The organism is Campylobacter sp. VBCF_01 NA2 (assembly GCF_027797205.1).
In the GTDB taxonomy this organism is placed as follows: domain Bacteria; phylum Campylobacterota; class Campylobacteria; order Campylobacterales; family Campylobacteraceae; genus Campylobacter_B.
This window is the reverse complement of record NZ_CP115607.1, coordinates 734,392-760,709: the sequence shown is the minus strand read 5'-3', so window position 1 is coordinate 760,709 and position 26,318 is coordinate 734,392. Positions and strand designations below refer to the sequence as shown.

General features: G+C 41.3%; 26 protein-coding genes. 13 read left to right on the top strand and 13 right to left on the bottom strand.

Features of this window, described 5'->3' with window-relative positions:
- Nucleotides 1-216 precede the first annotated feature (216 nt).
- From PF027_RS03965 to PF027_RS03930, 8 genes are all read right to left on the bottom strand, one after another.
- Nucleotides 217-501 carry a GIY-YIG nuclease family protein gene (locus PF027_RS03965; protein WP_270877369.1) on the bottom strand — a complete coding sequence of 95 codons (285 nt, stop codon included), beginning with the start codon at nt 499-501 and terminating at the stop codon, nt 217-219.
- A gap of 351 nt (nt 502-852) precedes the next feature.
- On the bottom strand, nt 853-4,026 hold the full coding sequence (locus PF027_RS03960; protein WP_270871873.1) for an Eco57I restriction-modification methylase domain-containing protein: 3,174 nt from the start codon (nt 4,024-4,026) through the stop codon (nt 853-855).
- Nucleotides 4,027-5,007: a 1-aminocyclopropane-1-carboxylate deaminase gene (locus PF027_RS03955; RefSeq protein WP_270871874.1), complete on the bottom strand. Its 981-nt coding sequence runs from the start codon at nt 5,005-5,007 to the stop codon at nt 4,027-4,029.
- The gene (locus PF027_RS03950; RefSeq protein WP_270871875.1) at nt 4,994-6,004 is read right to left on the bottom strand and encodes an OmpA family protein; all 1,011 of its coding nucleotides are present in this window, start codon (nt 6,002-6,004) and stop codon (nt 4,994-4,996) included. The genes PF027_RS03955 and PF027_RS03950 overlap by 14 nt, the downstream gene beginning before the upstream one ends.
- Complete coding sequence (locus PF027_RS03945) at nt 5,994-7,277, bottom strand: MotA/TolQ/ExbB proton channel family protein (protein ID WP_270871876.1); 1,284 nt, start codon at nt 7,275-7,277, stop codon at nt 5,994-5,996. Before PF027_RS03945 ends, PF027_RS03950 begins: the two co-directional genes overlap by 11 nt.
- Before the next feature lie 10 nt (nt 7,278-7,287).
- On the bottom strand, nt 7,288-8,352 hold the full coding sequence (gene fbaA / locus PF027_RS03940; RefSeq protein WP_270871877.1) for a class II fructose-bisphosphate aldolase: 1,065 nt from the start codon (nt 8,350-8,352) through the stop codon (nt 7,288-7,290).
- A 20-nt stretch (nt 8,353-8,372) separates the two neighbouring features.
- Complete coding sequence (locus PF027_RS03935) at nt 8,373-9,194, bottom strand: peptidylprolyl isomerase (protein WP_270858917.1); 822 nt, start codon at nt 9,192-9,194, stop codon at nt 8,373-8,375.
- A gap of 125 nt (nt 9,195-9,319) precedes the next feature.
- Complete coding sequence (locus tag PF027_RS03930; RefSeq protein ID WP_270877368.1) at nt 9,320-10,129, bottom strand: peptidylprolyl isomerase; 810 nt, start codon at nt 10,127-10,129, stop codon at nt 9,320-9,322.
- A 77-nt stretch (nt 10,130-10,206) separates the two neighbouring features.
- Between PF027_RS03930 and nth the strand changes: the two genes are divergently transcribed.
- Entirely contained in the window at nt 10,207-10,839 is a 633-nt protein-coding gene (nth, locus tag PF027_RS03925) for an endonuclease III (RefSeq protein ID WP_270877367.1), read from the top strand.
- Here nth and PF027_RS03920 read toward each other — a convergent pair.
- Genes PF027_RS03920 through PF027_RS03900 form a run of 5 tightly spaced genes read right to left on the bottom strand, consistent with a single transcriptional unit; the run spans nt 10,834 to nt 14,078 of the window.
- Nucleotides 10,834-12,114 (bottom strand): M28 family peptidase, encoded by a 1,281-nt coding sequence (locus PF027_RS03920; protein ID WP_270877366.1) that lies wholly within the window; start codon nt 12,112-12,114, stop codon nt 10,834-10,836. The genes nth and PF027_RS03920 overlap by 6 nt on opposite strands.
- A 9-nt stretch (nt 12,115-12,123) precedes the next feature.
- On the bottom strand, nt 12,124-12,396 hold the full coding sequence (locus PF027_RS03915; protein ID WP_270864394.1) for a cation transporter: 273 nt from the start codon (nt 12,394-12,396) through the stop codon (nt 12,124-12,126).
- A gap of 8 nt (nt 12,397-12,404) precedes the next feature.
- Nucleotides 12,405-12,680 carry a heavy-metal-associated domain-containing protein gene (locus PF027_RS03910; protein ID WP_270871881.1) on the bottom strand — a complete coding sequence of 92 codons (276 nt, stop codon included), beginning with the start codon at nt 12,678-12,680 and terminating at the stop codon, nt 12,405-12,407.
- The gene (locus PF027_RS03905; RefSeq protein ID WP_270871882.1) at nt 12,673-12,996 is read right to left on the bottom strand and encodes an aryl sulfotransferase; all 324 of its coding nucleotides are present in this window, start codon (nt 12,994-12,996) and stop codon (nt 12,673-12,675) included. The genes PF027_RS03910 and PF027_RS03905 overlap by 8 nt, the downstream gene beginning before the upstream one ends.
- Nucleotides 12,993-14,078 carry a transglutaminase-like domain-containing protein gene (locus tag PF027_RS03900; RefSeq protein WP_270871883.1) on the bottom strand — a complete coding sequence of 362 codons (1,086 nt, stop codon included), beginning with the start codon at nt 14,076-14,078 and terminating at the stop codon, nt 12,993-12,995. The genes PF027_RS03905 and PF027_RS03900 overlap by 4 nt, the downstream gene beginning before the upstream one ends.
- Before the next feature lie 135 nt (nt 14,079-14,213).
- Here PF027_RS03900 and cmoB point away from each other — a divergent pair, with 135 nt between their 5' ends.
- The 12 genes from cmoB (at nt 14,214) to cmoA (ending at nt 25,940) form a co-directional block, all read left to right on the top strand.
- Nucleotides 14,214-15,107 (top strand): tRNA 5-methoxyuridine(34)/uridine 5-oxyacetic acid(34) synthase CmoB, encoded by an 894-nt coding sequence (gene cmoB / locus PF027_RS03895; RefSeq protein ID WP_442867874.1) that lies wholly within the window; start codon nt 14,214-14,216, stop codon nt 15,105-15,107.
- 162 nt (nt 15,108-15,269) lie between these two features.
- Nucleotides 15,270-16,073, top strand: coding sequence for an NAD(+) synthase (gene nadE, locus PF027_RS03890; RefSeq protein ID WP_270871884.1), 804 nt, complete (start codon nt 15,270-15,272; stop codon nt 16,071-16,073).
- A gap of 8 nt (nt 16,074-16,081) precedes the next feature.
- Nucleotides 16,082-17,218: a DegT/DnrJ/EryC1/StrS family aminotransferase gene (locus PF027_RS03885; protein ID WP_270871885.1), complete on the top strand. Its 1,137-nt coding sequence runs from the start codon at nt 16,082-16,084 to the stop codon at nt 17,216-17,218.
- Nucleotides 17,211-18,152 carry a tetraacyldisaccharide 4'-kinase gene (locus tag PF027_RS03880; protein WP_270871886.1) on the top strand — a complete coding sequence of 314 codons (942 nt, stop codon included), beginning with the start codon at nt 17,211-17,213 and terminating at the stop codon, nt 18,150-18,152. The genes PF027_RS03885 and PF027_RS03880 overlap by 8 nt, the downstream gene beginning before the upstream one ends.
- A gap of 14 nt (nt 18,153-18,166) precedes the next feature.
- On the top strand, nt 18,167-19,015 hold the full coding sequence (gene argB / locus PF027_RS03875) for an acetylglutamate kinase (RefSeq protein WP_270868218.1): 849 nt from the start codon (nt 18,167-18,169) through the stop codon (nt 19,013-19,015).
- A gap of 9 nt (nt 19,016-19,024) precedes the next feature.
- Nucleotides 19,025-20,476: a threonine synthase gene (gene thrC / locus PF027_RS03870; protein ID WP_270871887.1), complete on the top strand. Its 1,452-nt coding sequence runs from the start codon at nt 19,025-19,027 to the stop codon at nt 20,474-20,476.
- Nucleotides 20,473-21,186 carry a 3-deoxy-manno-octulosonate cytidylyltransferase gene (gene kdsB, locus PF027_RS03865; RefSeq protein ID WP_270871888.1) on the top strand — a complete coding sequence of 238 codons (714 nt, stop codon included), beginning with the start codon at nt 20,473-20,475 and terminating at the stop codon, nt 21,184-21,186. The genes thrC and kdsB overlap by 4 nt, the downstream gene beginning before the upstream one ends.
- A 1-nt stretch (nt 21,187) precedes the next feature.
- The gene (ligA, locus tag PF027_RS03860) at nt 21,188-23,134 is read left to right on the top strand and encodes an NAD-dependent DNA ligase LigA (protein WP_270871889.1); all 1,947 of its coding nucleotides are present in this window, start codon (nt 21,188-21,190) and stop codon (nt 23,132-23,134) included.
- A complete protein-coding gene (gene tlyA / locus PF027_RS03855) occupies nt 23,124-23,828 on the top strand; it encodes a 23S rRNA (cytidine-2'-O)-methyltransferase TlyA (RefSeq protein ID WP_270870775.1) in 705 nt (234 codons plus the stop codon). The genes ligA and tlyA overlap by 11 nt, the downstream gene beginning before the upstream one ends.
- Nucleotides 23,829-24,344, top strand: a complete 516-nt coding sequence (locus PF027_RS03850; protein WP_270858934.1) for a lipocalin family protein — start codon at nt 23,829-23,831, stop codon at nt 24,342-24,344.
- Nucleotides 24,326-25,246, top strand: coding sequence for a bifunctional riboflavin kinase/FAD synthetase (locus PF027_RS03845; RefSeq protein ID WP_270870776.1), 921 nt, complete (start codon nt 24,326-24,328; stop codon nt 25,244-25,246). Before PF027_RS03850 ends, PF027_RS03845 begins: the two co-directional genes overlap by 19 nt.
- Complete coding sequence (gene cmoA, locus PF027_RS03840; protein ID WP_270871890.1) at nt 25,236-25,940, top strand: carboxy-S-adenosyl-L-methionine synthase CmoA; 705 nt, start codon at nt 25,236-25,238, stop codon at nt 25,938-25,940. Before PF027_RS03845 ends, cmoA begins: the two co-directional genes overlap by 11 nt.
- The last annotated feature ends 378 nt before the right edge of the window (nt 25,941-26,318 follow it).

Genomic DNA, 26,318 nt, shown 5'->3' with positions numbered 1-26,318 from the left:
ATGTCATTGCGAGATTTCCGCTACCGCAAGTTTTTAAATACTGCCTCGATTTTGTCGTTGCAAAAAGTGGAGCAAAATTTGCCTTGATTTGTCATTGCGAGCCCAGCGTTGCAATCCAGAGAAATTCAGATAAATTTTGATTAATTCAAATTCTCTCTAAATTTTACTGGATTGCTTCGTCGCTACGCTCCTCGCAATGACACGCAAAGGCGAATTTTAAATTTCATCATACAAATCAATCCAGTTTGGATTTATGCTTTCAATCAAAGCTAGTTTTTGTTTTCTGCTTCCGCCTTTTAGCTGTTTTTCTCGCAAAATCGCACTTTCTATGCTTTCGAAAACTTCAAAATATCCAAGTTTATCCACGCCGTATTTTTCGGTAAAACCTTTAAAAATTTTGTTTTTATGCTCGTAAATTCGGCGTTTTAAATCATTTGTAACACCGACATATAAAGTGCCGTTTCTTTCGCTAAAAAGGATATAAACGAAGTATTGTTTCAAATTTTGCCTTTAAATTTTTGTGTGAATTTTAGCAAATTTTACTTTTAATTACCAAAATGCTTACAACTTTGTCATTGCGAGAAAACGAAGTTTTCGAAGCAATCCAGAGAATTATCAAAATGTTTAAATTTATAAACGGCTTCGCCGTTGCTGGATTGCTTCGAGTTTTTTTCAAAACTCTCGCAATGACAGATTAAACAAAATTTGCTCGCTATTGTCATTGCGAGCGTAGCGAAGCAATCCAGGGAAATTTAAATAAAATTTGATAAATTGAAATTCTCTATAAATTTTACTGGATTGCTTCGAGTTTTTTCAAAACTCTCGCAATGACAGATTAGGCATTGCGAGAATTTAAGCATTTTCTATTAAGGCGATTTCATCATCGCTTAAATCATAAAGCTTATAAACTAGCGAATTTAGCTCTTTGTCTAAAACTTTTAGCATTATTTCATCGTCCCCTGAGATTTCGCTTTGGTTTTTGATTTTTAAAATTTTATCCACCAAATTCACAAATTCGGCTTCTTTTTCTTTTGAAATTTTTGGGATAGGAATTTTTTCAACACCAGCTTTTTTCCATTGCCAACCAGTAATATCAAGTTTTGTATAAACTTGTTCTAAATAAAATAGAGATAAAGGATTATTGAGAAATGCTAAAAGCCAACGAATATTTTGTGAATTGTCATGTAAATTTAAATAAAAACAACTATCGTGTATATAGAATTTTTCTGTATCTAGTGTAAAAGCATTTCCGCTTCGTGCAAGTATTGCCCAAATAATTTTCTCTTTCTCAAATTCTTCCAAATAAGCACAATTTCGCAGATTATACGGCGTTGCACCTTTGTCGCTTCGTTTAGAAAGTGCGGGTTCAAATTTATCAAAATGCTTTTTAAGGCTTGGAAAATCGGCTATATCCAAAGGCGGAATTTTAACGCCGTCAGCACAAGTGTAGCCGTTGTGAAAATTTATCAAGTAAATTTTCGCCCACGAGTAGCAGTAGCGTTTAATATCACGCCCGCGCAAAATAGGCTTTATGATAGCCTGTGTGCGTTCGAATTCGGCTTGGCTTCCACAGCCACTCAAAATTTCGGCGCGGGTCGCTTTATCTATAATAAAAGCTTCGTTTAAACCTGTTTTAATGCCATAATTAATGTTTATATCCCAATCTTTCAGCGGTGTGCCAAGTCGCTCGATTTTGGCTTTGAGATTTGCTTCGAGCGGGTTTAAGAAGATAAAACCGCTTGCTTTTAAATTCGCAGTTTGCAGGGTCGCAAAATCTTGCAAATTTGGGGAGTAGAGTTTGAACTCTGAGTTTTGCGAATTTGCGTTTTGGTAATTTTCGCTCGTAGATTGTTTCGTCGCTTCGCTCCTCGCAATGACAGATTGAAGCGAATTTGCGTTTTGGTAATTTTCGCTCGTAGATTGTTTCGTCGCTTCGCTCCTCGCAATGACAGATTGTGCGCTGTCATTGCGAGACGACTTGTCGTCGAAGCAATCCAGCACGGCGTTAGCCGTTTTTGAAGTAGCGAGATAATCGGAATTTCTCTGGATTGCTTCGTCGCTTCGCTCCTCGCAATGACAAGGTTGAGCGATTTCGGAATTTACGCTATTTTTTTGCAAAATCGTAATGGCGCTATCGACGGTGGCATCATCGAAAACTTTAACGCCATTAAAATCGGCGATTGCGAGAATTTGCGAATTTTGTAGTATTAATTCGCGCAAATTTTGCCCGTAACTTGCACGGAAAAATTTATTCGAGCAGATAAAGCCTAGCAAACCGCCGTTTTTCAGCAAATTTAGTCCCAGTTCATAGAAATACACAAACAAATCAGCAGTGCCACAATATGCTTTATAAAGCTTTTGTAAGTGCGGTTTTTGCTCTTTTATCATCTCTTGGCGGACATAAGGCGGATTGCCTAAAACGCAGTCGAATTTGAAATCAAACGGAAAATCTAAAAGCGAATTTGCGCATTTTATATTGTTTGATAAATCCGTCAGTTTTCGCCCCTTTTGCGCGGTGCGAAGCCAAAGCGAGAGTTTGGCGATTTGCACTGCGTCGGCGTTAATATCCACGCCAAAAAGGTTGTTTTCTAGGATTTTGTGGTCAATGTCGTAAAGTGGTAGAGTTTCGTTTTCGTAAATTTTGCGAAATTTATCTAAATTTTTGTGTTCGTTTATGAGAAAGTCTAACGCTCCGTTTAAAAACGCACCCGAGCCACAGGCTGGGTCGATAACCTTTAAATTTAGTAAAAATTCTTTGTAAGCACGGATATTTTCTAGCGTTTGCGTTTCTGCTTTGCTAAGGCGTTTTGGGTTTTTTGGTATTGCGATTTCGTGTAAATTTAGCCTTGTTTTCTCGTTTTCGCAAATCTCGCCTAGTGTTTGGCTAACGATAAAATTCACAATGTATTCAGGCGTGTAGAAAATGCCGTCTTTCTTGCGTTTGCTATCTTTTTTGTCGAAATTTTTGTTTTCGACTTGGGCGGTGAGTTCTTCAAGGTCGCTTAGGCTTTGTTCGAAAATATGACCCAAGATATTCACGCCAACTTCACTAGCAAAGTCGTATTTTGAAAGTTTTTCGGTGTAAATTTGCAAAATTTCATCATCAAATTTGAGCGAATTTAGCGTCTCATCAGTCGCAAAAAGTCCGCCATTGTAGCCATTTTCAACACCTAGTTTTTGATTTCCTTTGTCAATAGCTTCAAAATATTTTTGCCAAATTTCATAAAGGCTAAAATCGGTAAATTTTTGATTTTGCCACTCGGTGTTAATGTCTGCGACAAAATTTGATTTCAAAAGTCCATAATCTTCGGCAAAAAGGACAAAAATTATGCGGTCGCAGAGTTTTTGCACTAGACTTAAAATTTCTTTTGGCGAAATTTGCGGATTTTCTTGGACAGCGTTTTCAAAGAGTTTTAGGCGAAATTCTGCAAAATCGTTGTAAAGTCTTTTTGAAATTTCTCTATCTGAATTCTCGCTTTTGTCCCGCAAATCAATAGTTTTAAACGAATTTATATTTTCGAAGCAAAAAATTTGGTGAAAAAGCTCAAATTCATCTCGCGTCATAGCAAAAAGGCTAAATTTTTCATAAGCGGTTTTTTTGTCGATATACAGGCGGATTTCATCGAAATTTGAGATGATGATATAACGGCTTTTTGAGTTTGAATTGTGATAATTAAAGGCTTGATTTTCGATTTTGTCCAAATCGTGCGTTTTTTGGTCTTTTAGCTCGATGACGCCGATGACTTCGCCGTTTTTATCTAATATCGCTCCGTCTGCTTTTTTGCTATCGGTTTCGTTTTTGCTCTCTCTTGCTAGGTTGAAATTTTGCGGATTTGTCGTTTTTAGCGTGTATCCAAGGCATGCCTCAAAAATATCGTGCAAAAAATCGGTCTGATACTCTTCTTCTTTGTAGCCTTTTATGGCGTCGATTTTAGCTTGAAATTTGAGAAAATTTTCGTAGCGTTCGTTTAGAGTTTTTTCATCTTGCTTTTGTTCTTTGATGATTTTTTCTTTGAAAAGTGCCATTTATTTCCTTTTAAATTTATACTCATATCGTTGCAGTTGCGAGATATTGCCGAGAATTCCGCCTTGGTGGATATATAGGACTTCGTTTGCGAATTTTTCGCGGTTAGCCAAAAGTGTGAGAAGTCCCACAGGGTCATAAATGAGGTCAAATTCTATGCCGGTTTGCGCTTTTGCTTTCCCCCAAATTTCATAAAGTTCGGCGTAAGGTTTGCCAAAGTGAAATTTGCGTGGTGTGGGCAAAATTTGCACGCCCGAGCGCGGATCTAGGGCTAGTATTTGCTCTCTCAGATACGAGCAATCGCCCACGCAAGGCGTGGTAAAGACGCGAAAACGGCTGTGTTTGGCTAGATACGCTGCGCTCGTGCCAGTGCCACTTGGCAAAAAAATGTCAAATTCTCGCCCATTTTCGCGCGCATATTCCTCGATAAATTTAGCCTGCGCGATAAATCCAGCCTCAGCTTCGCCCTGCGCAACGCCTTCTTCGATAAAAATCGTGCTCTCATCGCAAAGGCTAAGCGCAAATTCGCGGCGATTTTGCGCCACGAAAATTTCCATGCCATTTTCTAGTGCGGCGGCGAAATTTCCACACGGGCGCGCGCTTAAATTTTCGCTTAAATGCGAGATAACAAACTGAAATTTTAGCCCTTTTATGCGGGCAAAAACGCTTTCGTTATACATGGCGTTTGATTGCGAGCTACCAAAGCTTACAATCTTTGAAATGCCCCGTAAATCGGCACCGAGCAGAGATTGGAGCTTCCTTGCTTTATTGCCGTTAAAAATCCCAATCAAATCATCACGCAAAATTGCAAAGCTAAAATTTTCGATTTTTATCTTTTGGATTTTTGGGGGTTGTAGCGAAATTTCGCCTGTTTTTTGCGCCTTTTCTACTTCGCGCAAATGAGCTTTAAACTCAGGCGAGATTATGGCGCGCTGCGAGAGCTCGCGCGAGTATTGCGCCCCGCCAAAGCTATCTTGTCGCATTTGCGTCAAATTCCAAAAATTTGCGGATCTCTTCCATAGCCTCTTTGTTGCTAAGCGTAAATTTAATTTCGATACGCCTGCTTGCGTCTTTGTCCTCGACGCCGCCAGTTAGCACAGGCTGAGAATAACTGCGCCCGCTTGCGATTAGGTGTTTTTGCAATCTCTCGTCTTTGTTCCACTCGTTTATGAAATTCATGACCGCTAGCGCGCGCTCTTGCGAAAGGGCTAGGTTGTATAAATACCCGCCGTCGCTGTCTGTGTGGCCCTCGATGATGATTTGATCTAGGCTATTTCTGATTTCGTCATTATCCATAAGCGCGCTAAAATACCCTTCTAGCGCGGTTTTAAAGCTCTCTTTGCTACCCTCTTTAAGCTCGCTCGAACCCTTATCAAAAAGCACGGACGAGTTTAGCGTCATCGCCCCGCTCTCGCTATCTATGCGGATTTTGCCGTCTAATCTCTCTTTAAGTTCGGCGATTAGTTTGACCTTTTGACCGGTTAGGTTGCGAATTCGGTTTTTGGTGACATTTAAATCATGCAAAATTTTGTTGAAATCGCTCTCTTTTTGGGTTAGCTGATCGAGCAAAAACGCGATTTTTATCTCTTTTTCGGTAGCCTCGGTGCGAGTGTTTTTCAAAAGCTCGCTAATGTCGAAATTCTCTTTTTTGAGTTTTTCTGCCATGGCGCTTAGATCTTCGATTTGGATAAAATAGATTGAATTTTGCTTGCGAAGGTCGGTGTTTTCGACATTTAGCTTTTCAAGCTGTTCGGAAAAAATCTTATTTAACGCCTCTAATTCAGCGGATTTTTTCTGCGAGGATTGAAGCGCGACCATAGTTTTTTCATGCTCGCTGGTTTGGGCTTTGAGGTCGTCTTGCACCAAATAGTATTTGACGATAATCCCGCCGATTAGTAAAATAAAGACAAACAAAAGCCCCGCCATTAAATCAGCGTAAGCTATCCAAAAGGTCTCTTTTTCGCTGGTTTTACTCTTCATTTTGGTTTTCTTTTTCGTCTATGCTTTGAAGCGTTTTGCGTAGCTCGTCGATGATACCCTCTGAGCTTGTGTTTTTGCCTAGGCTAGAATCAAAAAGCGATTTGATTTCGTCATTTAGCTCTTTAAAACTTGCCTTAAAGCTCTCCCTGGCGATGGCTTGCTCGCTTAGCATATTTTCGTTTAGGGATTTGATCTGCAAGGTAAAATTTACGATTGCCTGATTTAGGGCGTCTGCGCTGGTTTGCAGATTTGCGCTCTTTTGCTCAGATGATTTAGAAAAGCTCAAATATCCCGCTGAAATGCCGTTTTGGATCTCGACCATATTGCTCGTAACGGCCTTTAAAGACGATAGAATTTGGTCGAAATTTTTGCTGATTTCGCCGTGAGTTAGGTTGGCATTTAGTATCATTTCATTAGCCCTTTCTAACTCGCTAGTAGTTAGCGCAAGGGCGCGCTGCTCGGCGTCAATTATGCCTTGAAGTGTTTGCATTTTTTCATCAATTGCGACATTTAGGCTATCGCTAAGGGTATTTGAAGCCATAGCCATGAAAGAGCGCGAAACCTCGGCGTTGCGATCAAGTATCTCGCTAAGGTAGCTTTGCGTGATTTCCTCTTTGCTCCAAAAAAAGTTTTTTGTGGCGTTTTTGTATTTTAAAAGCAATCTTTCGAATTTGCTAATTCCCTTTTTTTCGAAATAAATCCACCAAAGCGCCAGAAAAATACCATAAATCGACACATAAAACGCCGTGCCAACGCCACCTAGAAGCCCAGCAATCTCGGTCTCTAAATTTGCGATATTTGATGATGAGAAATTTGGCATAGAAATCGCAATGCTGATAAATGTGCCCAAAATACCCAGCATTGGGAAAACACCCACCGCGACAGAGGCATAGTTGTCATTGCGAAGCGAGTGCGAGTATTCATCGACGAAATTTTCAAATTTAGCGTCGGACTTTTTCTTAGTGCCTATGCTAAGGAGATTTTCGACGATGTAATTTTTAAGTTCGGTTTTGAAATTTTCGATACTATTTTGAAATTTCAAACAGCCAAATTCAGCATTATGCCTAGCCAAAAATAGCGCAATGATGAGCAAAAAGCCCATCATTACGATCGAGTGAAGCTCGACTTTGAAGTTGATTACCTTCAAAAATCCTAGCAAAAATATGGCGAAAATCACCACAGGAACAAACACGATTTTCAGATAAACGCCAAGTAGTGAGCGCTCTGGATTTTCTGGAAGCGTTAAATCTAAAATTTCTGTTGTTTTTTCCATGAAATTTGCCTTAGTTTTTGTTTATACAATTTAAATTTTCAAATGCGACAAGCAATCTTTTTACCATACTTTCCTCGCCACATCTTAGCCATTTGCGTGGATCGTAGTATTTTTTGTTTGGTTTATCTTCGCCTTCTGGGTTGCCGATTTGACCTTGCAAATATGCTCTGTTTTTGAGCTCATACTCTCTCACGCCGTCCCAAAACGCCCACTGCGTATCGGTGTCAATATTCATCTTAACCACGCCATAGCTTACAGCGTCTTTGATATCTTTGATCTCGCTACCGCTACCGCCGTGGAATACGAAATTTACAGGTTTGGCGTCATTTAAACCAAATTTTTCTTGCACGAATTTTTGCGAATTTCGCAAAATTTCAGGGCGAAGCACGACATTTCCCGGTTTATACACGCCATGCACATTGCCAAAGCTCGCTGCAATCGAGAAATTATCGCTGATTTTTTTAAGTCTTTCATACGCAAGCGCGACATCTTCTGGTTGCGTGTATAAAAGCGCGTTATCCACGCCTGTATTATCCACGCCGTCTTCTTCGCCGCCTGTTACGCCAAGCTCGATTTCTAGGCTAATTCCTAGCTCGCTCATCTTTTTAAGATAGCTTTCGCAAGTACTTAAATTTTCCTCCAAATTCTCTTCGCTAAGATCTAGCATGTGAGAGCTAAATAGTGGCACGCCGTGCGCTTTTTTATACCCTGCGCTTGCCTCTAATAATCCATCAATCCAAGGAAGCAGTTTGCGCGCTGCGTGGTCAGTGTGTAAAATCACAGGCACGCCATAATACCTAGCTAGCAAATGCACCTGCATAGCTCCACTAACTGCGCCCATAATTGCGCCGTTTTCGCACTCTTTGCCCGCATAATAACTCGCTCCGCCATTGCTAAATTGGATAATCACAGGAGAGTTTGCCTTTTTGGCGCTCTCTAAGACAGCATTTACAGAGTGGCTTCCTACGACATTTACAGCAGGGATTGCAAAACCCTCGCTCTGCGCGTATTTGTAGAGCTTGCTAACATCATCACCAAATAATACACCAGCTTTAACTACATCTAAAACACCCATTTTGCACCCCTTTTTTAAGATTATTTGTATTCGATTTTTGCTTTTTTAAGCAGATCTTGCGCCAATTTTTCTGAATTTGCGGCTGCTTTTTCTTGGCGGATTGAGCCTTCGATTAGAGGTTTTACCTCGCTAACTGGGACTTGGCGTTTTGCGATTTGATCCTCTTTTAAGATTACATGGTAGCCAAATTCTGTCTTAACAGGAGTTTTTGAAATTTCACCTTTTTTTAGCGCAAATGCAGCGTCTGCGAAAGGTTTAACCATAGCGCCCTCTTTTGGAAACGCTGGTAGTGCGCCACCTGATTGTTTTGCGGCTGGCTCGATTGATTTGGCTTTTGCGATTTCGCTAAATTTAGTGATTAGCGCGCCACCATTTAGCCCTTTTAGCTCATCAATCACAGCCTTTGCCTCGGCGTCTGTTTTGACCAAAATATGGCGAACTTGGGCAAGTTCTGGATTTACAAATTTGGCTTTATTTTTGTTGTAAAAGTCTTGAACCTCTTTGTCGCTGATTTTGATTTTTTTGGCCTCTTTTGATTGCCATACGCGCACAGCTAGGTTGTCTTTTTGGAACTCTAACTCTTTTTTATAAACTTCGTCGTTCATAACGCCTGCTTTTTTAGCTTGTTCTACGACAAGTTTTCTAGCGATAACGCGGTTTAAGATATCTTTTTTGGTGTTTGCTGGCAGTGAAGCGAATTGTTGTGGAGCTATGCCTTGGGCTACTAGAAATGGGATAACATCGTTTTCTGTGATGTTTTTGCCATTAGCAGTCGCTAAAACTGTCGCATTTAGGCCCATGGCCACAGCCAAACTAAGTGCTGAAAAAACTAATTTGTTCATCTGAATTCCTTGTAAAAAAAAATCGCAAGATTATAGCCAAAGCTGGTTAATGATTAAAATTTTGCCCGCCTTAGGATACGCATTTTCGCGTATCTATGAGCGGGTCAGTGTAATTGAAGTGAAATTTATTTTACTTCTACCTTCGCGCTTTTGCGAAGTTCTTGTAGTTTTTGCTCTAATGCAGCGCCTGCTTGTTGGCCTTTGATTAAATTTTCGATAAAAGGCTTGGCTTCGTCTTGGCTAAGCTGTTTTTGAAGTTTGGCATCTTCTTTGAGCACGATATGATAGCCTAAATCAGTTTTGATAGGGGTTTGCGTGATAGCGCCTCTTTTAAGCTTGCTTGAAGCGTCCCAAAACGCTTTTGGCATCATTTCTTGGGTAACCCATGCAAGATGACCTTTGGTTTGTTTGGCCTCAGGCACGATTGATTTAGCTACTGCAAGCTCTTCGAATTTGCTCACCAAAGCGTCGGCTTTTGTGTTTTTTAACTCTTTGATAATCGCGTCAGCTTCGGCCTTTTTCTCCACTGTGATATTAGATAGCAACAAAGCGGCTGGTTCGACGAAAGCAGATTTGTTTTCGTTGTAAAATTTAGCGATATCAGCGTCGCTTACTTTGATTTGCTTTGATAGTTGGTGTTGATACATTTCGATAGCGATTCTATCTTGCGCTGCTTTTAGGGCGTCTTTGTATTCTTGTAGATTTGTAACGCCACTTTTTTTAGCCTCAGCGGCTAAAATTTCGATATCAATCGCTCTTGCTAGCACCATTTGTTTTTCTTGATTGCTAAGCGTGGCTGGATTTTTGCCAAGTGCTGCTATGTGCGGGGCGACCTCGGCCTCTGTGATTGGCGCGCCATTTACTGTGGCGAAAACTGTCGCATTTAGGCTTACTGCCGCTGCTAAACTTAGGGCTGAAAATAGTAATTTTTTCATTAAAATTCCTTGTAAAAAAATGCGAGATTATAGCCAAAAAGCTGTTAATAATCAAAATTTTTGTGTAAAATAAGGGCATGAGAACGAAAAAAGATATTTTAGAAATCAAAAATTTATTGTTAGAGCACTTTGGCGAGCCCACAACCGAGCTTAAATTTCGCAATCTTTACGAGCTAATCGTCTGCGTTATGCTTAGCGCGCAATGCACCGATAAACGAGTAAATTTAATCACACCTGCGCTATTTAGGGAGTTTCCTGACATACACTCACTCGCAAATGCAAATTTAGGCACAGTTAAAATGCTGATAAATTCGTGCAGTTTTTTTAATAACAAAGCGCAAAATTTAATCAAAATGGCAAAGTCTGTGGTGGAAAATTTCGGCGGCGAAATCCCCCTAAATGAAAAGGATTTAAAAAGCCTTGCGGGGGTCGGTCAAAAGACAGCCCATGTCGTGCTAATCGAGCATTGCGGGGCGAATTTTATCGCCGTGGATACCCATGTTTTTCGCGTTTCGCACAGGCTTGAGCTAAGCTCGGCAAAAACGCCAGAACTTACCGAAAACGACCTTACAAAGGCATTTGTAAGCGATCTAAACTACCTGCACCAAGCTTTGGTGCTATTTGGACGATACACTTGCAAAGCCGTAAAGCCAAATTGCAAAGAGTGCTTTTTGGCGCACCTTTGCAAAAGCAAGGATAAAATTTTATAAATTTTGTGCGCCAGAGATTATTTCTCGCACGGCATTTAGGATTTTTTCGACAGATTTTAGCTCGACTTTTTCATGCGTGCTGTGTGGCGAAGTGATATTTGGACCAATCGAAGCTGCCTGTATAGCGCTATCTTTTGTGATAAAAACGCCACACTCTAACCCAGCATGAACAGCACCAAGCTTCGCAGTTGGCACAAATTTTTGCAAATTTTTTAAGATAAATTCGCTAAATTCGCTTCGTTGCGGTTGCCACGGCTGACTAGTTTCGCCAAAAACGCACTCCAAGCCAAAATTCTCAGCCGACATTTTGGTTTGATATTTCACCCCTTTTAAGCCCTTTTCGCTCATCGATCTAGCGTAAAACAAAAGCTCAAATTTGCCGTTTTTTTCACCAGCCAAAGATAAATTTATGCTAGTCCCGGGCAAATTTAACTCATCGTTAAAATCCCTAACGCCTTGTTTAAATTCGCAAATGAGATTTAAAATATTGTCTGAATTTTCATAAATTTCGCACTCTTTAAATCCAAAAAATTTATGTTTTATGAAATTTGGAAAATTTGAAATTTCATTTTTAAAAATTGCAGTCGCACTAGCTTTTGCAGGGATCGAATTTGCCCTTTCGCCGCCGTTAAATTTGGCGATTTTACCGCCATTTTTAGCGATAAATTCGGCTAAAAATTTAATCGCATTTGGTAGGTTTTTATGAATTTCAATCCCACTATGACCGCCCGGAAAATCATCTATAAAAATCTCATAGCAAAAGCCACTTTTTTTCTCGCGCGCGCTGTCGCAAATAGCGCGAATTTCGGCACTTCCTGCGCACCCGATTATGACTTCGTTTTCATCTTCGCTGTCTAAATTTAGCATTTTTTTGCTTTTTATCTCTGCGTGAAATTCTCTAACGCCCCAGAGCCCCACTTCTTCGTTGTTTGTGAAAACTGCCTCAAAATCGCTAAATTCGCTCATCATCGCCATTATAATTGCTACACCGATTCCATTATCAGCCCCAAGCGATGAGTTTTTCGCACTTAAAAATCCGTCTTGCTCCACTAGCTCGATACTCGGCGCAAGTCCCACGCCAACCATATCATAATGCGCTTGCAGGCAAATTTTTGGCTCACCTTTGAGGGCATAAATATTTCCTGCATTATCAACTTCCACGCTAAATTCGTGCTTTTTAGCAAATTCCACTAAAAAATCTCGCAATTTTTCCGTTTCATAGCTAAGGTGTGGAATTTCGCAAATTTGGCGAAAATAATTCATAACTTTTTTCATTTTTTCGCCCTATTTTCGCTTATCACTTACGATTTTGCCCTCGTAAGTGGTCTTTGCGATAGCTTCTAGCATCGCCTTTGTATCAGCATCATCGCGCGCTAGCACGCTGGCTGTTTTACTCGATAACTCCACGCGCGCGCTGATTACGCCCTCGCACTCGCTAAGAGCCTTTCTCACCATTTGCGTGCAGAGCGGGCAGTGTATTTTCTCTACATAAATTTCAATCTCTCTATCGGCGAAAACCGCGCTAACAAGGGCAAATAATAGTAAAATTTTACGCATAAATTTCCTTATTTTTGTTTAATACTTAAAATTTTGGCTTTTTCGTATTTTGCGTTTTTCAAAGCCTCGATCATAGCGTTCGTATCGGCGCTATCCTCAGCGATGACGACCGCCTTTTTCTCGCCCTCTTTGGCCTCGACGCTGATTACCCCCTCGCATTTTTGCAAGGCAAATTTAATCGAAGCTGCGCATAGATTACAATGGATTTTTCCGACTTGGATTTCGATTTCTCGCTGTGCAAAAAGCGCGCCACAAACGAGTGATAAAACTAAAATTTTACGCATAAAATCTCCCTAAAATTTCAGGATAAAACAGAAGTAAAAATATCAAAATTCCGCTTAAAATGTAAATAAAATACCATTTTTTGCGACCTGCGCCGATGACGCATGAGTTTTTGCGAAATAGCACAAAATAGAGGCTCGCAATGTAAAAAACAATGGAAATCGCCGTAAAAATGGGGCGAAATCTCGCCAACTCGTCCGCAAAGGAAAGTGCCGAAAAACTCACCCCAAAAAGCAAAAACAAAAGCGCTGGCAAACAGCACAAAGTCGCCATAAATGCGCTTATAATCGCTAGAACGATAAATTTTAGCTTACTCAAATTTCGCGACTTTTGTAATCGTAGCTAAATTCTTTTGGATCATAGTAATTTAGCGTTTGTCCGTCCGTTTCGCCATAAACATAACCGAAATTATTTATCGGAAATTGCGCTGGGCGCGGACTTAGCGTGAAATCTCTGCCGTAATTAAACCCTATCCAGCACATCTCCCAGTTGCCAAAGAGATATTCGCGGATTTGTGCGATTTTTTGGTCGTCGTTTGTGAGTTTTTCGCCAAGGCGAACCTTGGTGACATCGGCAGGATCTACTGGAATCCAGCCGTATCCTTTGAGATAAAACTCAGCGCGACAGTGTTGTCCGCCTGAAATATGGCTAAATCCGTCATCTTTGGGTGCTGCGCCCATTTGAGATGAGAAGCGCGACGCGCCCACGCGGATACCAAACATTTCGCGCGCAGGTATCCCAGCAGCCCTCGCCAAAGCCACAAAAACTGAGTTTATGTCGGTGCATTTGCCACTTAATTTACCGCTACTAAGTATTTGCTTCACATCGCCTAGCCCACACCCAAGCACGCTGTTATCGCGCTCCATGGTGTTTGCCACCCAGGTGTAAATCGCCCTAGCCTTTTCTAAATCGCCTTTGATATTTCCTACGATTTCATCTGATTTTTGTTTAACCACGCCGTCGATTTGAATTTGCGTAGTTGGTTGCAAAAATTTGGCGATTTCGGGAGCTAATTTTTCGTTTTCGTTGAAATTTACCTTCGAAAAATCGGTATTTCGCTCTGTGGTTTGCACATCGAAACTGATATCAAGTATCGGAGTTTCGCTTCCACTAAATTTCGCATAATATGTCGGAATTTCGCCCTCAGTGATAAATTTCTCGACTGCGTTTGAGCCGACCTTATAGTGCGAAATGACCTGCTGAAAATCGCTAGGAAGCACGAGTGGGACCCACACCCTGCTCTCTTTGCCGACCTCTTTGATAGCGTGTTTTAAACTAACGCTAAATTTGCGCGTTTTTTGCTCGTCTTCTTTGGCGCTCACATCAGCCAAAACCACGCTAGGAGCGAAGCTAGCGACACCTAAAATACTACTGAATTTGAAAAAATCTCGTCTTTTCATTTGAAAAAATTCCTGAATAATCTAACCAAACTTGGCTCTAAAAGGCAGGGATTTTATCCTTTTAATGCTTTAAAATTGCTTTTTTAAATTTGCTTTGATAAAATGGCGCAAAATTTATGAAATTTAGGGTAAAAAATGGATTTAACTACCATAAAAAACGAAATGTTAAAAAAACTAGAAAACGCTCAAAACGCCGAAATTTTAGGCGCGATTAATGCACTGCCAAATTTTGATTGCGAGGTGAGTTTTGGCGACACTATTAGCGCGAAATTTGACGCAAACGCTGAGCAAATGGAGCAAATCAGGCAAATCGCACTATCGCTAAAACCTTGGCGCAAGGGGCCTTTCGCGCTAAATGAGCTTTTTATCGACAGCGAGTGGCAAAGCTTCATCAAATTTAACCTTTTAGGGGGGCATATTGATTTGGCGGGCAAAAATGTCGCAGATGTGGGGTGCAATAATGGTTATTATATGTATCGTATGCTAGGCCTTGGCGCGCGTAGCGTCACGGGCTTCGATCCTAGCGCGTTATTTTATCTGCAATTTTTGTTTTTGCAACATTTTATGCGCACACGGGCGATTTTCGAGCCGCTTGGCGTGGAGCATTTGCCATTTTATGGGGCGAAATTTGACACGATTTTCTGTCTTGGCGTGATTTATCATCGCTCGGATCCTATCTCTATGCTAAAACAGCTCAAATCCGCGCTAAATAGCGGTGGTGAGGTGATTTTAGATACGATGTATATAGATATGGACGGGGATTTCGCGCTCACACCAAAGGGCGGGTATTCTAAGATCTCAAATATCTACTTCGTGCCCACTATCGGCGCACTTAGCAACTGGTGCGAAAGGGCGAAATTTAAGAATTTTGAAATTTTAGAAACCAAACAAACCGATTTTAACGAACAGCGAAAAACTGAGTGGATTGACGGTCAGAGCTTAGAAAATTTCCTAGATCCAAAAAACCCAAATCTCACTATCGAGGGTTACCCTGCCCCGAAACGAGTCTATGTTAAAATCAGCCTGTAAATACACAAAATTTTACAAATAATTTTGCGTATTTTGTCAAATTTGGCAAAATTTGCAAATAAATCATAAATTTTAATCAAATTTTTCTCTCTTTTTTAAAGCTTAATTTTAGTTTAATATTGGTAGAATTAAAAGTTTAGTTTATAATTTAAAAGGTTTTCTATGAACGCTCAAAATTTAATTCCATATTTGACCGATTTTTTGGCCACAGAACTTGAAAAAACAGGAGCAGACGCTTTCGTAGTCGGAGTCAGTGGAGGACTTGATAGTGCCGTAGTATCGGCATTATGCGCCCTAACAGAGATCCCAACTCACGCCCTAATCATGCCTATGCCTAGCTCAAATTTAGCAAATTTAGGCGATGCGATTGAGCACTGCGATATGTTTGGTATAGACTACGAAATCCAAGAAATCGCCCCATTTATGGAGGCTTTCGCTTCGCTTGATACTGGCGCAGACAAGCTAAGAACTGGAAATTTTGCGACAAGAATTCGCATGGGATTATTATACGATTACAGCGCGAAACACCGCGCAGTCGTAGTCGGAACAACAAATTTGAGCGAAAGAATGCTAGGATACAGCACGATTTATGGTGATTTAGCGTGTGCCTTTAACCCAATCGGTGAAATTTTAAAGACAAAAGTAAGCAAGCTTGCCGAAGCACTTACAATCAATGAAAACATAATCGCAAAAACTCCAAGCGCAGATTTATGGGAAAATCAAAGCGACGAAAGAGAGCTTGGATATAGCTATGATATCCTTGATAGCGTGCTTAGAGATATCTTCTCTCGCCCTGAACTTCGCGAAAAAATTAGAGGCGGCAAAGAGATTACAAAAGATGATTTAGCATACTTGCTTGATTCGAATCACAACGCTGATTTATGCAAATTTATCACAAATAGAATGATAAAAAATAGCTTTAAATTACGCATGCCAAATGTAGCACAAGTAGATCCTAATGCTTAGGATTTCACATGAGGCAAATACCCTTTTTTAAAGCGCAGGTTGATGATAAAGAAGAATCGCTTATACTAAATGCCCTTCACAATCCACAAATAAAATACTCAGAAATTTTTGAAAACAAAATTTGTGAGTATTTTGGCGTGAATTACGCAATCTCCACTACTAGTGGCACTACTGCGCTTCATCTTGCGCTTTGCACACTCGGTGTCAAGCGTGGAGATAGAATTTTATGCTCAGTTAATTCATTTCCGCATGTAGCGGCGGTTATTAGGCATTTTGATGCTGAGCCTGTGTTCGTAGATATCGATACAAACACCTTTAATATCACCCCTGAAAGCTTTTCAAAAGCTATCGAGCTAAACAGACACAAAAAGCTAAAATGCGCCTTTATCTCGCATACAGCTGGGCTCGTAACCGATATGGACGAGATTTACGAAATCGCTAAAAAAGAAAATATCACTATCATAGATGACGCTTCTAGGGCCACAGGTGCTACATACAAGGGCAAAAAAATCGGCTCGTTTGAAAACTCACTGTTTTCGTGCTTTCAGATAAATCCACAAGCCCAAGACGCAATCTCTACGGCTGGATTTTTCGTCACAAACAACGAAGGTTTGGCAAATTCTGCCAAAATTTTGCGCAATAACGGAATCGTGGGCGAAGCGTTTTATGAGGACGGAAATTTAGGCTTTACTTACAATGTAGATCGTATCGGTCAAAAATACGATTTAAACTCGATAAATGCGGCATTTGCGCTATCGCAACTAGAAAAAACAGATAGCTTTATCAAGCGTCGCCAAAATATTGCAAAAATGTTTAGGAAATCTTTGGAAAATTGCCCTCATATCGAGCTTCCTACCGATAGCGCGGAGCACATTTATACACAATTTATCATCAAAATCGACAAAAATCGCGATGATTTCGCGCGCGAAATGATTTCTAGGGGCATTGATGTAGGGCTTCACTATGTGCCACTGCACCTGCTGAGCTACTACAAATCTAAGTATAATTACAAAGTCAATGACTTCCCAAATGCGCTAAAAAATTATCAGCAAATTTTATCTTTGCCGATTTACGCCTCGCTTAGCGATGACGATGTGGCGTATATCTGCGAAAAAATTATAGAAATTGCGAGAAGCCGTGTTTAAAATTTGGCTCGAAAAAAATTTATACGATCCGGGCGTTATTTGGCTTATAATTTCATTTTTTCTGCTTCCACTCTCAATCATTTTTGGCTTTATTCAGATGATTAGGCGCGCCCTAGTTAAACCAAAAGATTATGGCATAGCAGTAGTAAGCGTGGGAAATCTAACCCTTGGCGGAAGCGGTAAAACTCCGCTTGTGGGGGCAATTTTTACAGAATTTAGCCCCGAGATTCCTACCTGCATAATACTGCGCGGATACGGCCGCAAAAGCCACGGACTGCAATATGTGGCGAAAAATGGCGAAATTTTATGCGACATAAAAACCAGTGGCGATGAAGCCATGCTTTATACTAAAACCCTAAAAAACGCAAGCGTTCTTGTGAGCGAAAACCGCGAAAATGCCATAATGCAGGCCAAAAAAGACGGCTTTGCTCTCGTGATTTTAGACGATGGATTTTCTAAATTTCATATAGAAAAATTTGAGATTGTTTTGCGCCCTAGTGATTCGCCACTTTTGCCATTGCCACTGCCAGTCGCAGGCTATCGCTATCCGCCAAATTTTTACAAATTCGCAGATTTTATCCCAAGTTTGGACGATATAAAATCCACTAGCGAAATTTCAAATTTCCCAAATCCACACACCGACAAGGAAAATACGATTTTAATCAGCGCAATCGCCAAGCCATGGCGCCTAAAAGAGTTTGAAAAACACGCCAAAGCTAGTTTTTATTTCCCAGATCATTATGATTTTACAAAAGATGAAATTCAAAATTTACTTCATAAATCTAGCGCCACGCATATCATTTGCACCGCCAAAGATTTCGTCAAGCTCGAAAATTTCGGGCTTAATATCAGCGTAATCGAGCTTAAAACCACGCTTAGCGAAAATTTCAAAAACCAAATCAAAGCCTACATTGCTAGCAAACTAAACCACTAAATTTGGAGAAAACAATGATAAAATCAAGTCAAATCGCAGAAATTATCATCTCAGCCCTACCTTATATCCGCAAATTTCGCGATAAAATTTTCGTCATCAAATACGGCGGCGCAGCCCAAACCGACGAGGTTTTAAAGCTAAATTTCGCCCGCGATATCACGCTTTTGCACATGGTTGGTATCAAGGTCATCGTCGTGCATGGTGGTGGCAAAAAAATCAACCAAACCCTCGATTTGCTGGATATCAAAAGCGAATTTTGCGATGGTTTGCGCGTAACAAGTAAAGAAGCTATCGAAGTAACCGAAATGGTGCTAAGCGGACTTGTAAATAAAGAAATCACCGCGCTTCTTAACCAAAACGGAGCCCCTGCCATAGGCATTAGCGGCAAGGACGGCGGACTTTTGAAAGCCAAATTTTTAGACCGCGAAAAATACGGCTTCGTAGGCGAAATCACAGATGTGAATACAAAAGTCATTTATGATTTGCTAGATCGTGATTATCTGCCTGTCATCGCGCCACTTGCCGGGGGCGAAAATGACGAAAATATCAGCTTTAACATAAACGCAGATCTTTGCGCTAGCAAAATCGCTAGCTACCTAAAAGCCGACAAAGTGATTTTTCTAAGCGATATCGACGGCGTGCTAGATAAAGAGGGCAAACTCATTAGCAAACTCGATGAAAATTCGATCTCTGCTTTGAAAAAAGACGGCACGATTAGTGGCGGTATGATACCTAAAATCGATGCTTGTTTGGAGTGCATAAACACAGGCACCAAGGCCGCTCACATAATAAATGGCAAAATCCCACACTCGCTTTTATTAGAGCTTTTCACTGATACTGGTATCGGAAGTTTGATTAGATAAGGAGAATTTATGAAATTAGTTTCCACACGAGATTTTAGCGCCAGCGCCACACTTAGCGACGCACTACTAAGCCCAAGTGCTGTATTTGGCGGACTTTATACACCGCGCGAGTTGCCAAAACTTACACCTGAATTTTGGAGCGAGTGCAAAGAGCTTAGCTACAAACAAATCGCTTTAAAGCTTATAAAAGCCCTAGATTTCGACATTTCGCCGGAGGTTTTCAAAACCGCTCTTGCAAGGTATGATAGTTTCGAAAACCCTGCCCTGCCACTTGAAATTTCTAAATTTAACGATAACACCTATATTTTGGAGCTTTATCACGGCCCGACACTTGCTTTTAAAGATATGGCGTTGCAACCTTTTGGCGCGCTTCTTGGCGAGCTAGCGGCGCAAAGAAATGAAAAATACCTCATAATCTGCGCTACTAGTGGCGATACCGGCCCAGCTACGCTAGATACCTTTGCAAACGACCCAAATATCAAGGTCGTCTGCCTCTATCCGGCTGGTGGAACAAGTGAAATTCAGCGCCAACAAATGGTAAAACAATCAGCCAAAAATTTAAAAATTCTAGGCATTAAAGGGAATTTCGACGACGCACAAAGAGCGTTAAAATCGCTACTTAGCGATGATGAGTTTAAAAACGAGCTAAGAGCTAATAATCTTTGCCTAAGTGCGGCAAATTCTGTAAATTTCGGCAGAATTTTGTTTCAAATCATCTACTACATTTACGCTAGCGTGCAATTTAGCAAAAATCCAAAATTTAGCGCGCACGATAAATTTGATGTAATCGTGCCAAGCGGAAATTTTGGCAACGCCCTTGGTGCGTATTTCGCCAAAAAAATGGGGGCAAATATCGGCAAAATCAAAATCGCTTCCAACGCAAACAATATCCTAACTGATTTCATTAATACTGGAATTTACGATTTGCGTGGCAGAGAATTAATTAGCACGATTAGCCCTGCAATGGACATTTTGATTAGTTCAAATGTCGAGCGCGTGCTGGCTGATTTATTCGGCGATGTTCGCACAAAAGAGCTTATGGCTAGCCTTGCGCAAGATAAATTCTACGCCCTTAGCAAAGATGAGCTTACTAAGCTTCAAAGCGAATTTGAGGCTGATTTTACAAGCGATGATGAGTGCTCGAAATTTATCAAAGAAGCTAGCAGTAGTGGCCGTCTCATCGACCCGCACACTGCAAACTGCTTCAAACTTTTAGGTGGCGATACGCCAACGCTTATCGTATCTACGGCGAAATGGATAAAATTTACCCCGTCAATGATAAAAGCGATAAAATCTCGCCCATGCGAAGACGAAAAGGCCGATATGATCGCGCTTTCAAAAGAGTTTCAAAGCGATATTCCAGCGCAAATTTCACGCCTTTTTGCCAGCCCTGAAATTCACACGAGCATAATCGAGCAAAACGAGATTAAAAATACGATTATTGATTGGATAAAACTATGATTATAATACCTGCCCGCCTAGCCTCAACTAGGTTTAAAAACAAAATTTTATGCGAATTTGCCGGTGTGCCAATGTTTATCAAAACAGCGCAAAACGCCGCGAAAGTCGATAATGTGCTAATCGCGGTAGATGATGAAAAAATCCTGCAAATTGCTAAGGATTACGGATTTCACGCCGTTATGACAGATGAAAACCACCAAAGCGGCACAGATAGAATAAACGAAGCTGTGAAAAACGCAAATTTAAGCGATGATGAAATTTTAATCAATGTTCAAGCCGACGAGCCATTTTTTGAGACGCAAAATTTAATTAAATTTAAAGAATTTGCCACCAGCGCGATCAAAAACGGCGCATTTATGGCTAGTTGCTACAAAAAAATCGACCCCACAAGCGCGCAAGATCCAAATTTAGTCAAGGTGATTTTGGACAACCACGGCTTTGCGATTTATTTTTCACGCGCGCCAATACCTTATCCAAGAGCCGAATTCAAGGACTATTTGGGGCATATTGGGATTTATGCGTATAGCGCAAAAACCTTGCGCGAGTTTTGCGCCCTACCGCCTAGCGTGCTAGAAAACACCGAAAAATTAGAGCAACTTCGCGCCCTAAGTGCTGGCAAAAAAATCGCAATGTTGCAAATAGAGACAAACAGCGTCGGAATCGACACGCAAGAAGATTATGAAAAAGCGCTGAAAATTTTTGGGAAATAAAATGGATTTTAACGAATACAAAAATGCCGTCCAAACCCTGAATTTATGGGCGAGAGCGTATTACACGCAGGATAATCCAATCGCTAGCGACGAAGAATACGACACGCTATATAGCAAGGTCGAAATCTTCGAGCGCGCCCACCCAGAGCGAATTTTGCCATACTCCCCTACTTTGCGTATCGGAGGTGAGCTTAGCGAGGGTTTCGAAAAGCTTTCTCACGGCGCGCAAATGTGGTCTATGGAGGATATTTTTAACGACGGCGAGCTTGTGGCGTGGCTTGGGCGTGGAGAAAAGGCAAATTTAGATTTTTATGTCGAGCCGAAATTTGACGGAGCGAGCCTAAATTTGACCTACGAAGACGGCATTTTAATCTCGGCTGCCACACGCGGGGACGGCAAAATCGGCGAAAATGTAACCGCCAATGCAAGAGCGATAAAATCTATCCCACTTCAAATCCCATATAACGAAAAAATCGAAATTCGTGGCGAAGTTTTGATTGCTAAAAGCGATTTTGACGCTCTAAACGACGAACGCGCGCAAAATGGCGAAGCGCTGTTTTCAAACCCGCGCAACGCCGCAGCTGGAAGCCTTCGCCAGCTAGATAGCGCGGTCGTAGCAAGGCGAAAACTTCAATTCATACCTTGGGGCGTGGGCGAAAATAAATTAAATTTCACGCGACATAGCGAGATTATGGAGTTCGTGCGAAGTCTTGGCTTTAAGAGGGACGATTTTAGGCGAATTTGCGCGAGTGCAAATGAAATCCGCAAGGCTTACGAGGATTTGCACGCCCTGCGCGAGAAAAAAGATTTGATGCTTGATGGCATGGTGCTTCGCATAAATGATGTCGCAAAGTGCGATTTGCTGGGATACACCGTGAAATTTCCGCGTTTCATGGTAGCGTATAAATTCCCAGCTATCGAAAAGGTTACAAGGCTAAAAGACATTGTTTTGCAAGTAGGCAGAACGGGCGCAATCACCCCTGTGGCGGTGGTCGAAAGCGTCAATATCGACGGGGCAAATGTCAGCAACGCTACGCTTCATAATTTCGATGAAATCGAGCGCTTGGGGCTGATGAAAAACGATTTTGTGGGAATTATACGAAGCGGCGATGTAATCCCAAAAATCACAAGCGTCTTTGCTGGGCGCAGAGACGGCTCGCAAACGCCCATAACTCGCCCTAGTGCATGTCCTGTATGTGGCGGTGGCCTGCTAGATGAGGGTGCTTTGATAAAATGTCAAAATTTGAGTTGCAAAGCACGGATTGTAGGGGCTTTGATCTATTTTTGCTCGAAAAAATGTATGAATATCGAAGGGCTAAGCGAGGCTACGATTAGCTTGCTTCATAGCCTTGGCAAAATTAACGAAATCGCCGATATTTACGCGCTTAGCGAAGCTGATTTTGCGGGGCTTGAAGGCTTTAAAGATAAAAAAATTTCAAATCTCTTAAACGCTATAAATTCGAGCAAGGGCGCACAGCTTTATCGCTTCATCAGCGGGCTTGGTATCGAGCATATAGGCGAGGTCGCAGCGCGCAAAATCGCCGAGAGTTTTGGCGAGAAATGGCTAGACGCTAGCTATGAAGAGGTGCTAAATTTAGAAAATTTTGGAGAGGCTATGGCGAAGAGTTTTTGCGAATTTTGCGCCGAAAACAGAGAAAAAATTCGTAATTTAATCACAATCATAAATCCACAAATTTCTAAGAGCAAAACCACGCAAACCGCCTTTACAGGCAAGACTATCGTGCTTACTGGCACCATGTCGCGTCCCAGAGACGAGATCAAAAACCGCCTTTTGCAAATGGGCGCAAAGGTTTCTGGCTCAGTATCAGCCAAAACCGATTTTGTGATTTATGGAAGCGAGGCTGGAAGCAAGCTAGATAAGGCAAATGCCCTTGGCGTGCGCACGCTAAGCGAAGATGAGTTTGAGGAAATGGCGCGTGAGATTTGATAGTTTCGTGGCCCAGGCTCTAAAAATCAGTCGAAACAAAGCCCAAAATCTCATTAAAGAGGGCAAAATTTTGCTAAATGGCGAAATTTTAGGCAAGGTATCAGCCGAAATAGAAAGTGGCGAGATTAGCGCGACAGACGAGATTTTCGTAAGCCGTGGCGCGCTGAAATTAAAGGGATTTTTAGATGAGTGCGCGCTTGATATCACTGGCGTGCGCGCCCTAGATATCGGCTCATCGACGGGCGGATTTGTGCAAATTTTGCTAAAATACGGCGCAAGCGAGGTCGTAGCCCTCGATGTGGGAAGCGCACAGCTAGATGATAGCTTGCGCCACGATCCGCGTGTAATCGTGCGCGAAAACACCGATATCAGGGAGTTTGAGAGTCAAACGAGTTTTGAGCTAATCACCTGCGATGTGAGCTTTATCGGGATTGAGAAAATTTTGCCTAGCATTTTGTGCCTTGCTTCGCGCGATATAATCTTGCTTTTCAAACCGCAATTCGAGGTCGGCGTGGGTGCAAAACGAGATAAAAAAGGTGTCATAAAAAATGAAAAGCTAGTCGAACAAGCAATGGCGAAATTTGAGTTAAACTGCGCTAAAATGGGGCTTATAATGATACAAAAACTCCCTTGTCAAATCAAAGGCAAAGAAGGAAATCAGGAGTTTTTCTATCATTATAAAAAAGGAGAATAGATGAAATTTAAGCAAATTTTAATTTTAACTTTAACTATATTTTTCCTAGGGGCGTGTGCCAAAAGCATTTCGCCAAACGCGCCTATCACGCGGGATTTTGACATAGCTAAATTTTGCGGCGGCTGGTATGAGATAGCCCATATCAAGGGCTTTACAGGCGAGTTAGAAAACACAGCTTATGAGATTTTTGTCGATAAAAACGGCTCGATAAATATGCTAAAATCAGCCCAAAGCCAAAGCGGAAAAATCAAATTATCTAGCGAAGAACTAGCCTTTGTAGGCAAAAAATCCGAGGGAAATTTAGTTCGCAAAGGTATGATAAAAAATGCCAAATTTAGCGTCGCTCAAACCGATGTGGATTACAGCTACGCGCTCGTTTTTGGCGAAAACACAGGCGAGCTTTATATGCTTTCGCGCACCAAAACCATGCCCGAACTCATCAAAAATATCTACCTAAACAAAGCCAAAGAAAGTGGCTATGACACCCAAAAAATCGTATGGACGAAGCAAAAATGAGTGAGCCTAGCGAAATTTCAATCCTAGCCAAATTTGGCGAAAACGAGAAATTTCTAAATTTAAATGGAGCGAAAAAAAGCGAGATTAAAGCCCTTGCTATCGGCAATTTCGACGGATTTCACAGGGCTCATCAAAAGCTATTTGACGCTCTTGGCGAGCATGGTGGCATAATCATAGTCATCGCCGATACTGCGCCCAAACTCACGCCACCTAGCCTAATTAGCCAAATTTGCGAAAAAGAGATTTTTTACTGCGATTTAGCTAAGGTGAAAAATTTAAGCGGAGCCGAATTTATCGCACTTTTAAACGCAAATTTTCCAAATTTAGAAAAAATCGTAGTCGGAAATGATTTTAAATTTGGCAAAAATAGAGCCAGCGACGCAGAATTTTTGCGCGCGAATTTCGCCGGTGAAACGCTCATAATCGACGAGTATAAAATCGACGGCGTGGGCGTGCATACGAGGCTGATAAAGGAGTTTTTAAACGCTGGTGAGTGCGAGAAGGCGGCGAAGTTTTTGGGGAGGGAGTATGAAATCTCTGGCAAAGTCATCAGCGGTCAAGGGCTTGGCGCAAAGGAGCTGTTTGCGACGCTAAATCTAGATGCTAGCGAGTTTTATATGCCAAAATTTGGCGTTTATGCCACGCTGTGCAGGGTAAAAAACAAAATTTACAAAAGCGTATCTTTTATAGGGCACAGGGTCAGCACGGATAGCAATTTCGCCATAGAAACGCATATTTTAGGGGAGTTTGGCGCAAATTTCACGCCAAAGCGTGCGAGCGTGAAATTTATCAAATTTATCCGCGAAAACAAAAAATTTGCAAATTTGGGCGAATTAAAAGCGCAAATTTCAAGCGACATCACCCTTGCTAGGGATATTTTAGGAAACAAATATGAAAGATGAAATTTTCAAAACGCCGATAAAAAAGCAGTTTGAGTTCGACAAAAGCGTCGCTAGCGTCTTTGACGATATGATCGCGCGCTCGGTGCCGTTTTATAAGCAAAGCTCCGAGCTTATTTGCGAGCTTTTGGCACGGATTTTGGCTCATGGTGCCAAAGCCATAGACCTTGGCTGCTCGACGGCTGGGATTTTGCTTAGCTTGTATCAAATGCGCCCTGATTTGGCGCTTTTTGGCGTGGATAACTCCGAAGCAATGCTAGAAATCGCCGCGGCAAAAACCGCTGCTTTTGGCGCGCAGATAAAATTTTCGTGCGAAGATATCTTAGAGTGCGATTTTAAGGGCTTTGACGCCGTGATTTTAAACTACACTTTGCAGTTTATTCGCCCGATAAAACGGGCGGAATTTATGCGCAAAATTTATGAAAATTTGGGCAAAAACGGGGTTTTGATTTTCGCTGAAAAGCTCGTTTATGAGGATAAAACGCTTAGCAAAAATATGATTGAAATTTACGAAAATTACAAAGAAAATCAAGGCTATTCGAAGTTCGAAATCGCCCAAAAGCGCAAAGCGCTCGAAAATGTGCTCATACCATACACCGAGAGCGAGAACAAAACACTCGCGCTTAATGCCGGATTTGCCAGCGTGGAAATTATCTTTAAATGGGCGAATTTCGCTGTTTTTATGGCGAGAAAATAGGCAAATTTCGCCCCTTATTTTTTGGTAACACTGCCCCGAAAATTTAGCAAAATTTGTAGCATTTTGGAAAGTTAAAATTTAAATGACTTGAAATCCGTAAAATAGCTTAAAAACGATTTTGGCTTGTGGTATAAATTTAGACTAGTAACTCTATTTTTAAGTAATTTTATCAGCGTATTATGTCAAAATTTCGTGTCCTTAGCCATCTATTCAAATGCAGTTTAAAATTTGCCCTCTTTAAATTTATCATATCGTCGAAGCTAAAATTTTAAAACGAGAAAATTAACGGATTTTATACAACGATATAAAATAATGGTGCCTATCTTCGCAGGTCGTCTCATAGCCCCTATATGTTTTGCGTGTCAAGCAGACATTTTT

Excerpts from the sequence above, each read along its gene's own strand:
- PF027_RS03960 (WP_270871873.1), bottom strand. The coding sequence starts at position 4,026 with ATGGCACTTTTCAAAGAAAAAATCATCAAAGAACAAAAGCAAGATGAA.
- PF027_RS03955 (WP_270871874.1), bottom strand. The coding sequence starts at position 5,007 with ATGCGACAAGATAGCTTTGGCGGGGCGCAATACTCGCGCGAGCTCTCG.
- PF027_RS03950 (WP_270871875.1), bottom strand. The coding sequence starts at position 6,004 with ATGAAGAGTAAAACCAGCGAAAAAGAGACCTTTTGGATAGCTTACGCT.
- PF027_RS03945 (WP_270871876.1), bottom strand. The coding sequence starts at position 7,277 with ATGGAAAAAACAACAGAAATTTTAGATTTAACGCTTCCAGAAAATCCA.
- fbaA (WP_270871877.1), bottom strand. The coding sequence starts at position 8,352 with ATGGGTGTTTTAGATGTAGTTAAAGCTGGTGTATTATTTGGTGATGAT.
- PF027_RS03935 (WP_270858917.1), bottom strand. The coding sequence starts at position 9,194 with ATGAACAAATTAGTTTTTTCAGCACTTAGTTTGGCTGTGGCCATGGGC.
- PF027_RS03930 (WP_270877368.1), bottom strand. The coding sequence starts at position 10,129 with ATGAAAAAATTACTATTTTCAGCCCTAAGTTTAGCAGCGGCAGTAAGC.
- nth (WP_270877367.1), top strand. The coding sequence starts at position 10,207 with ATGAGAACGAAAAAAGATATTTTAGAAATCAAAAATTTATTGTTAGAG.
- PF027_RS03920 (WP_270877366.1), bottom strand. The coding sequence starts at position 12,114 with ATGAAAAAAGTTATGAATTATTTTCGCCAAATTTGCGAAATTCCACAC.
- PF027_RS03915 (WP_270864394.1), bottom strand. The coding sequence starts at position 12,396 with ATGCGTAAAATTTTACTATTATTTGCCCTTGTTAGCGCGGTTTTCGCC.
- PF027_RS03910 (WP_270871881.1), bottom strand. The coding sequence starts at position 12,680 with ATGCGTAAAATTTTAGTTTTATCACTCGTTTGTGGCGCGCTTTTTGCA.
- PF027_RS03900 (WP_270871883.1), bottom strand. The coding sequence starts at position 14,078 with ATGAAAAGACGAGATTTTTTCAAATTCAGTAGTATTTTAGGTGTCGCT.
- cmoB (WP_442867874.1), top strand. The coding sequence starts at position 14,214 with ATGGATTTAACTACCATAAAAAACGAAATGTTAAAAAAACTAGAAAAC.
- nadE (WP_270871884.1), top strand. The coding sequence starts at position 15,270 with ATGAACGCTCAAAATTTAATTCCATATTTGACCGATTTTTTGGCCACA.
- PF027_RS03885 (WP_270871885.1), top strand. The coding sequence starts at position 16,082 with ATGAGGCAAATACCCTTTTTTAAAGCGCAGGTTGATGATAAAGAAGAA.
- argB (WP_270868218.1), top strand. The coding sequence starts at position 18,167 with ATGATAAAATCAAGTCAAATCGCAGAAATTATCATCTCAGCCCTACCT.
- thrC (WP_270871887.1), top strand. The coding sequence starts at position 19,025 with ATGAAATTAGTTTCCACACGAGATTTTAGCGCCAGCGCCACACTTAGC.
- kdsB (WP_270871888.1), top strand. The coding sequence starts at position 20,473 with ATGATTATAATACCTGCCCGCCTAGCCTCAACTAGGTTTAAAAACAAA.
- ligA (WP_270871889.1), top strand. The coding sequence starts at position 21,188 with ATGGATTTTAACGAATACAAAAATGCCGTCCAAACCCTGAATTTATGG.
- PF027_RS03850 (WP_270858934.1), top strand. The coding sequence starts at position 23,829 with ATGAAATTTAAGCAAATTTTAATTTTAACTTTAACTATATTTTTCCTA.
- PF027_RS03845 (WP_270870776.1), top strand. The coding sequence starts at position 24,326 with ATGGACGAAGCAAAAATGAGTGAGCCTAGCGAAATTTCAATCCTAGCC.
- cmoA (WP_270871890.1), top strand. The coding sequence starts at position 25,236 with ATGAAAGATGAAATTTTCAAAACGCCGATAAAAAAGCAGTTTGAGTTC.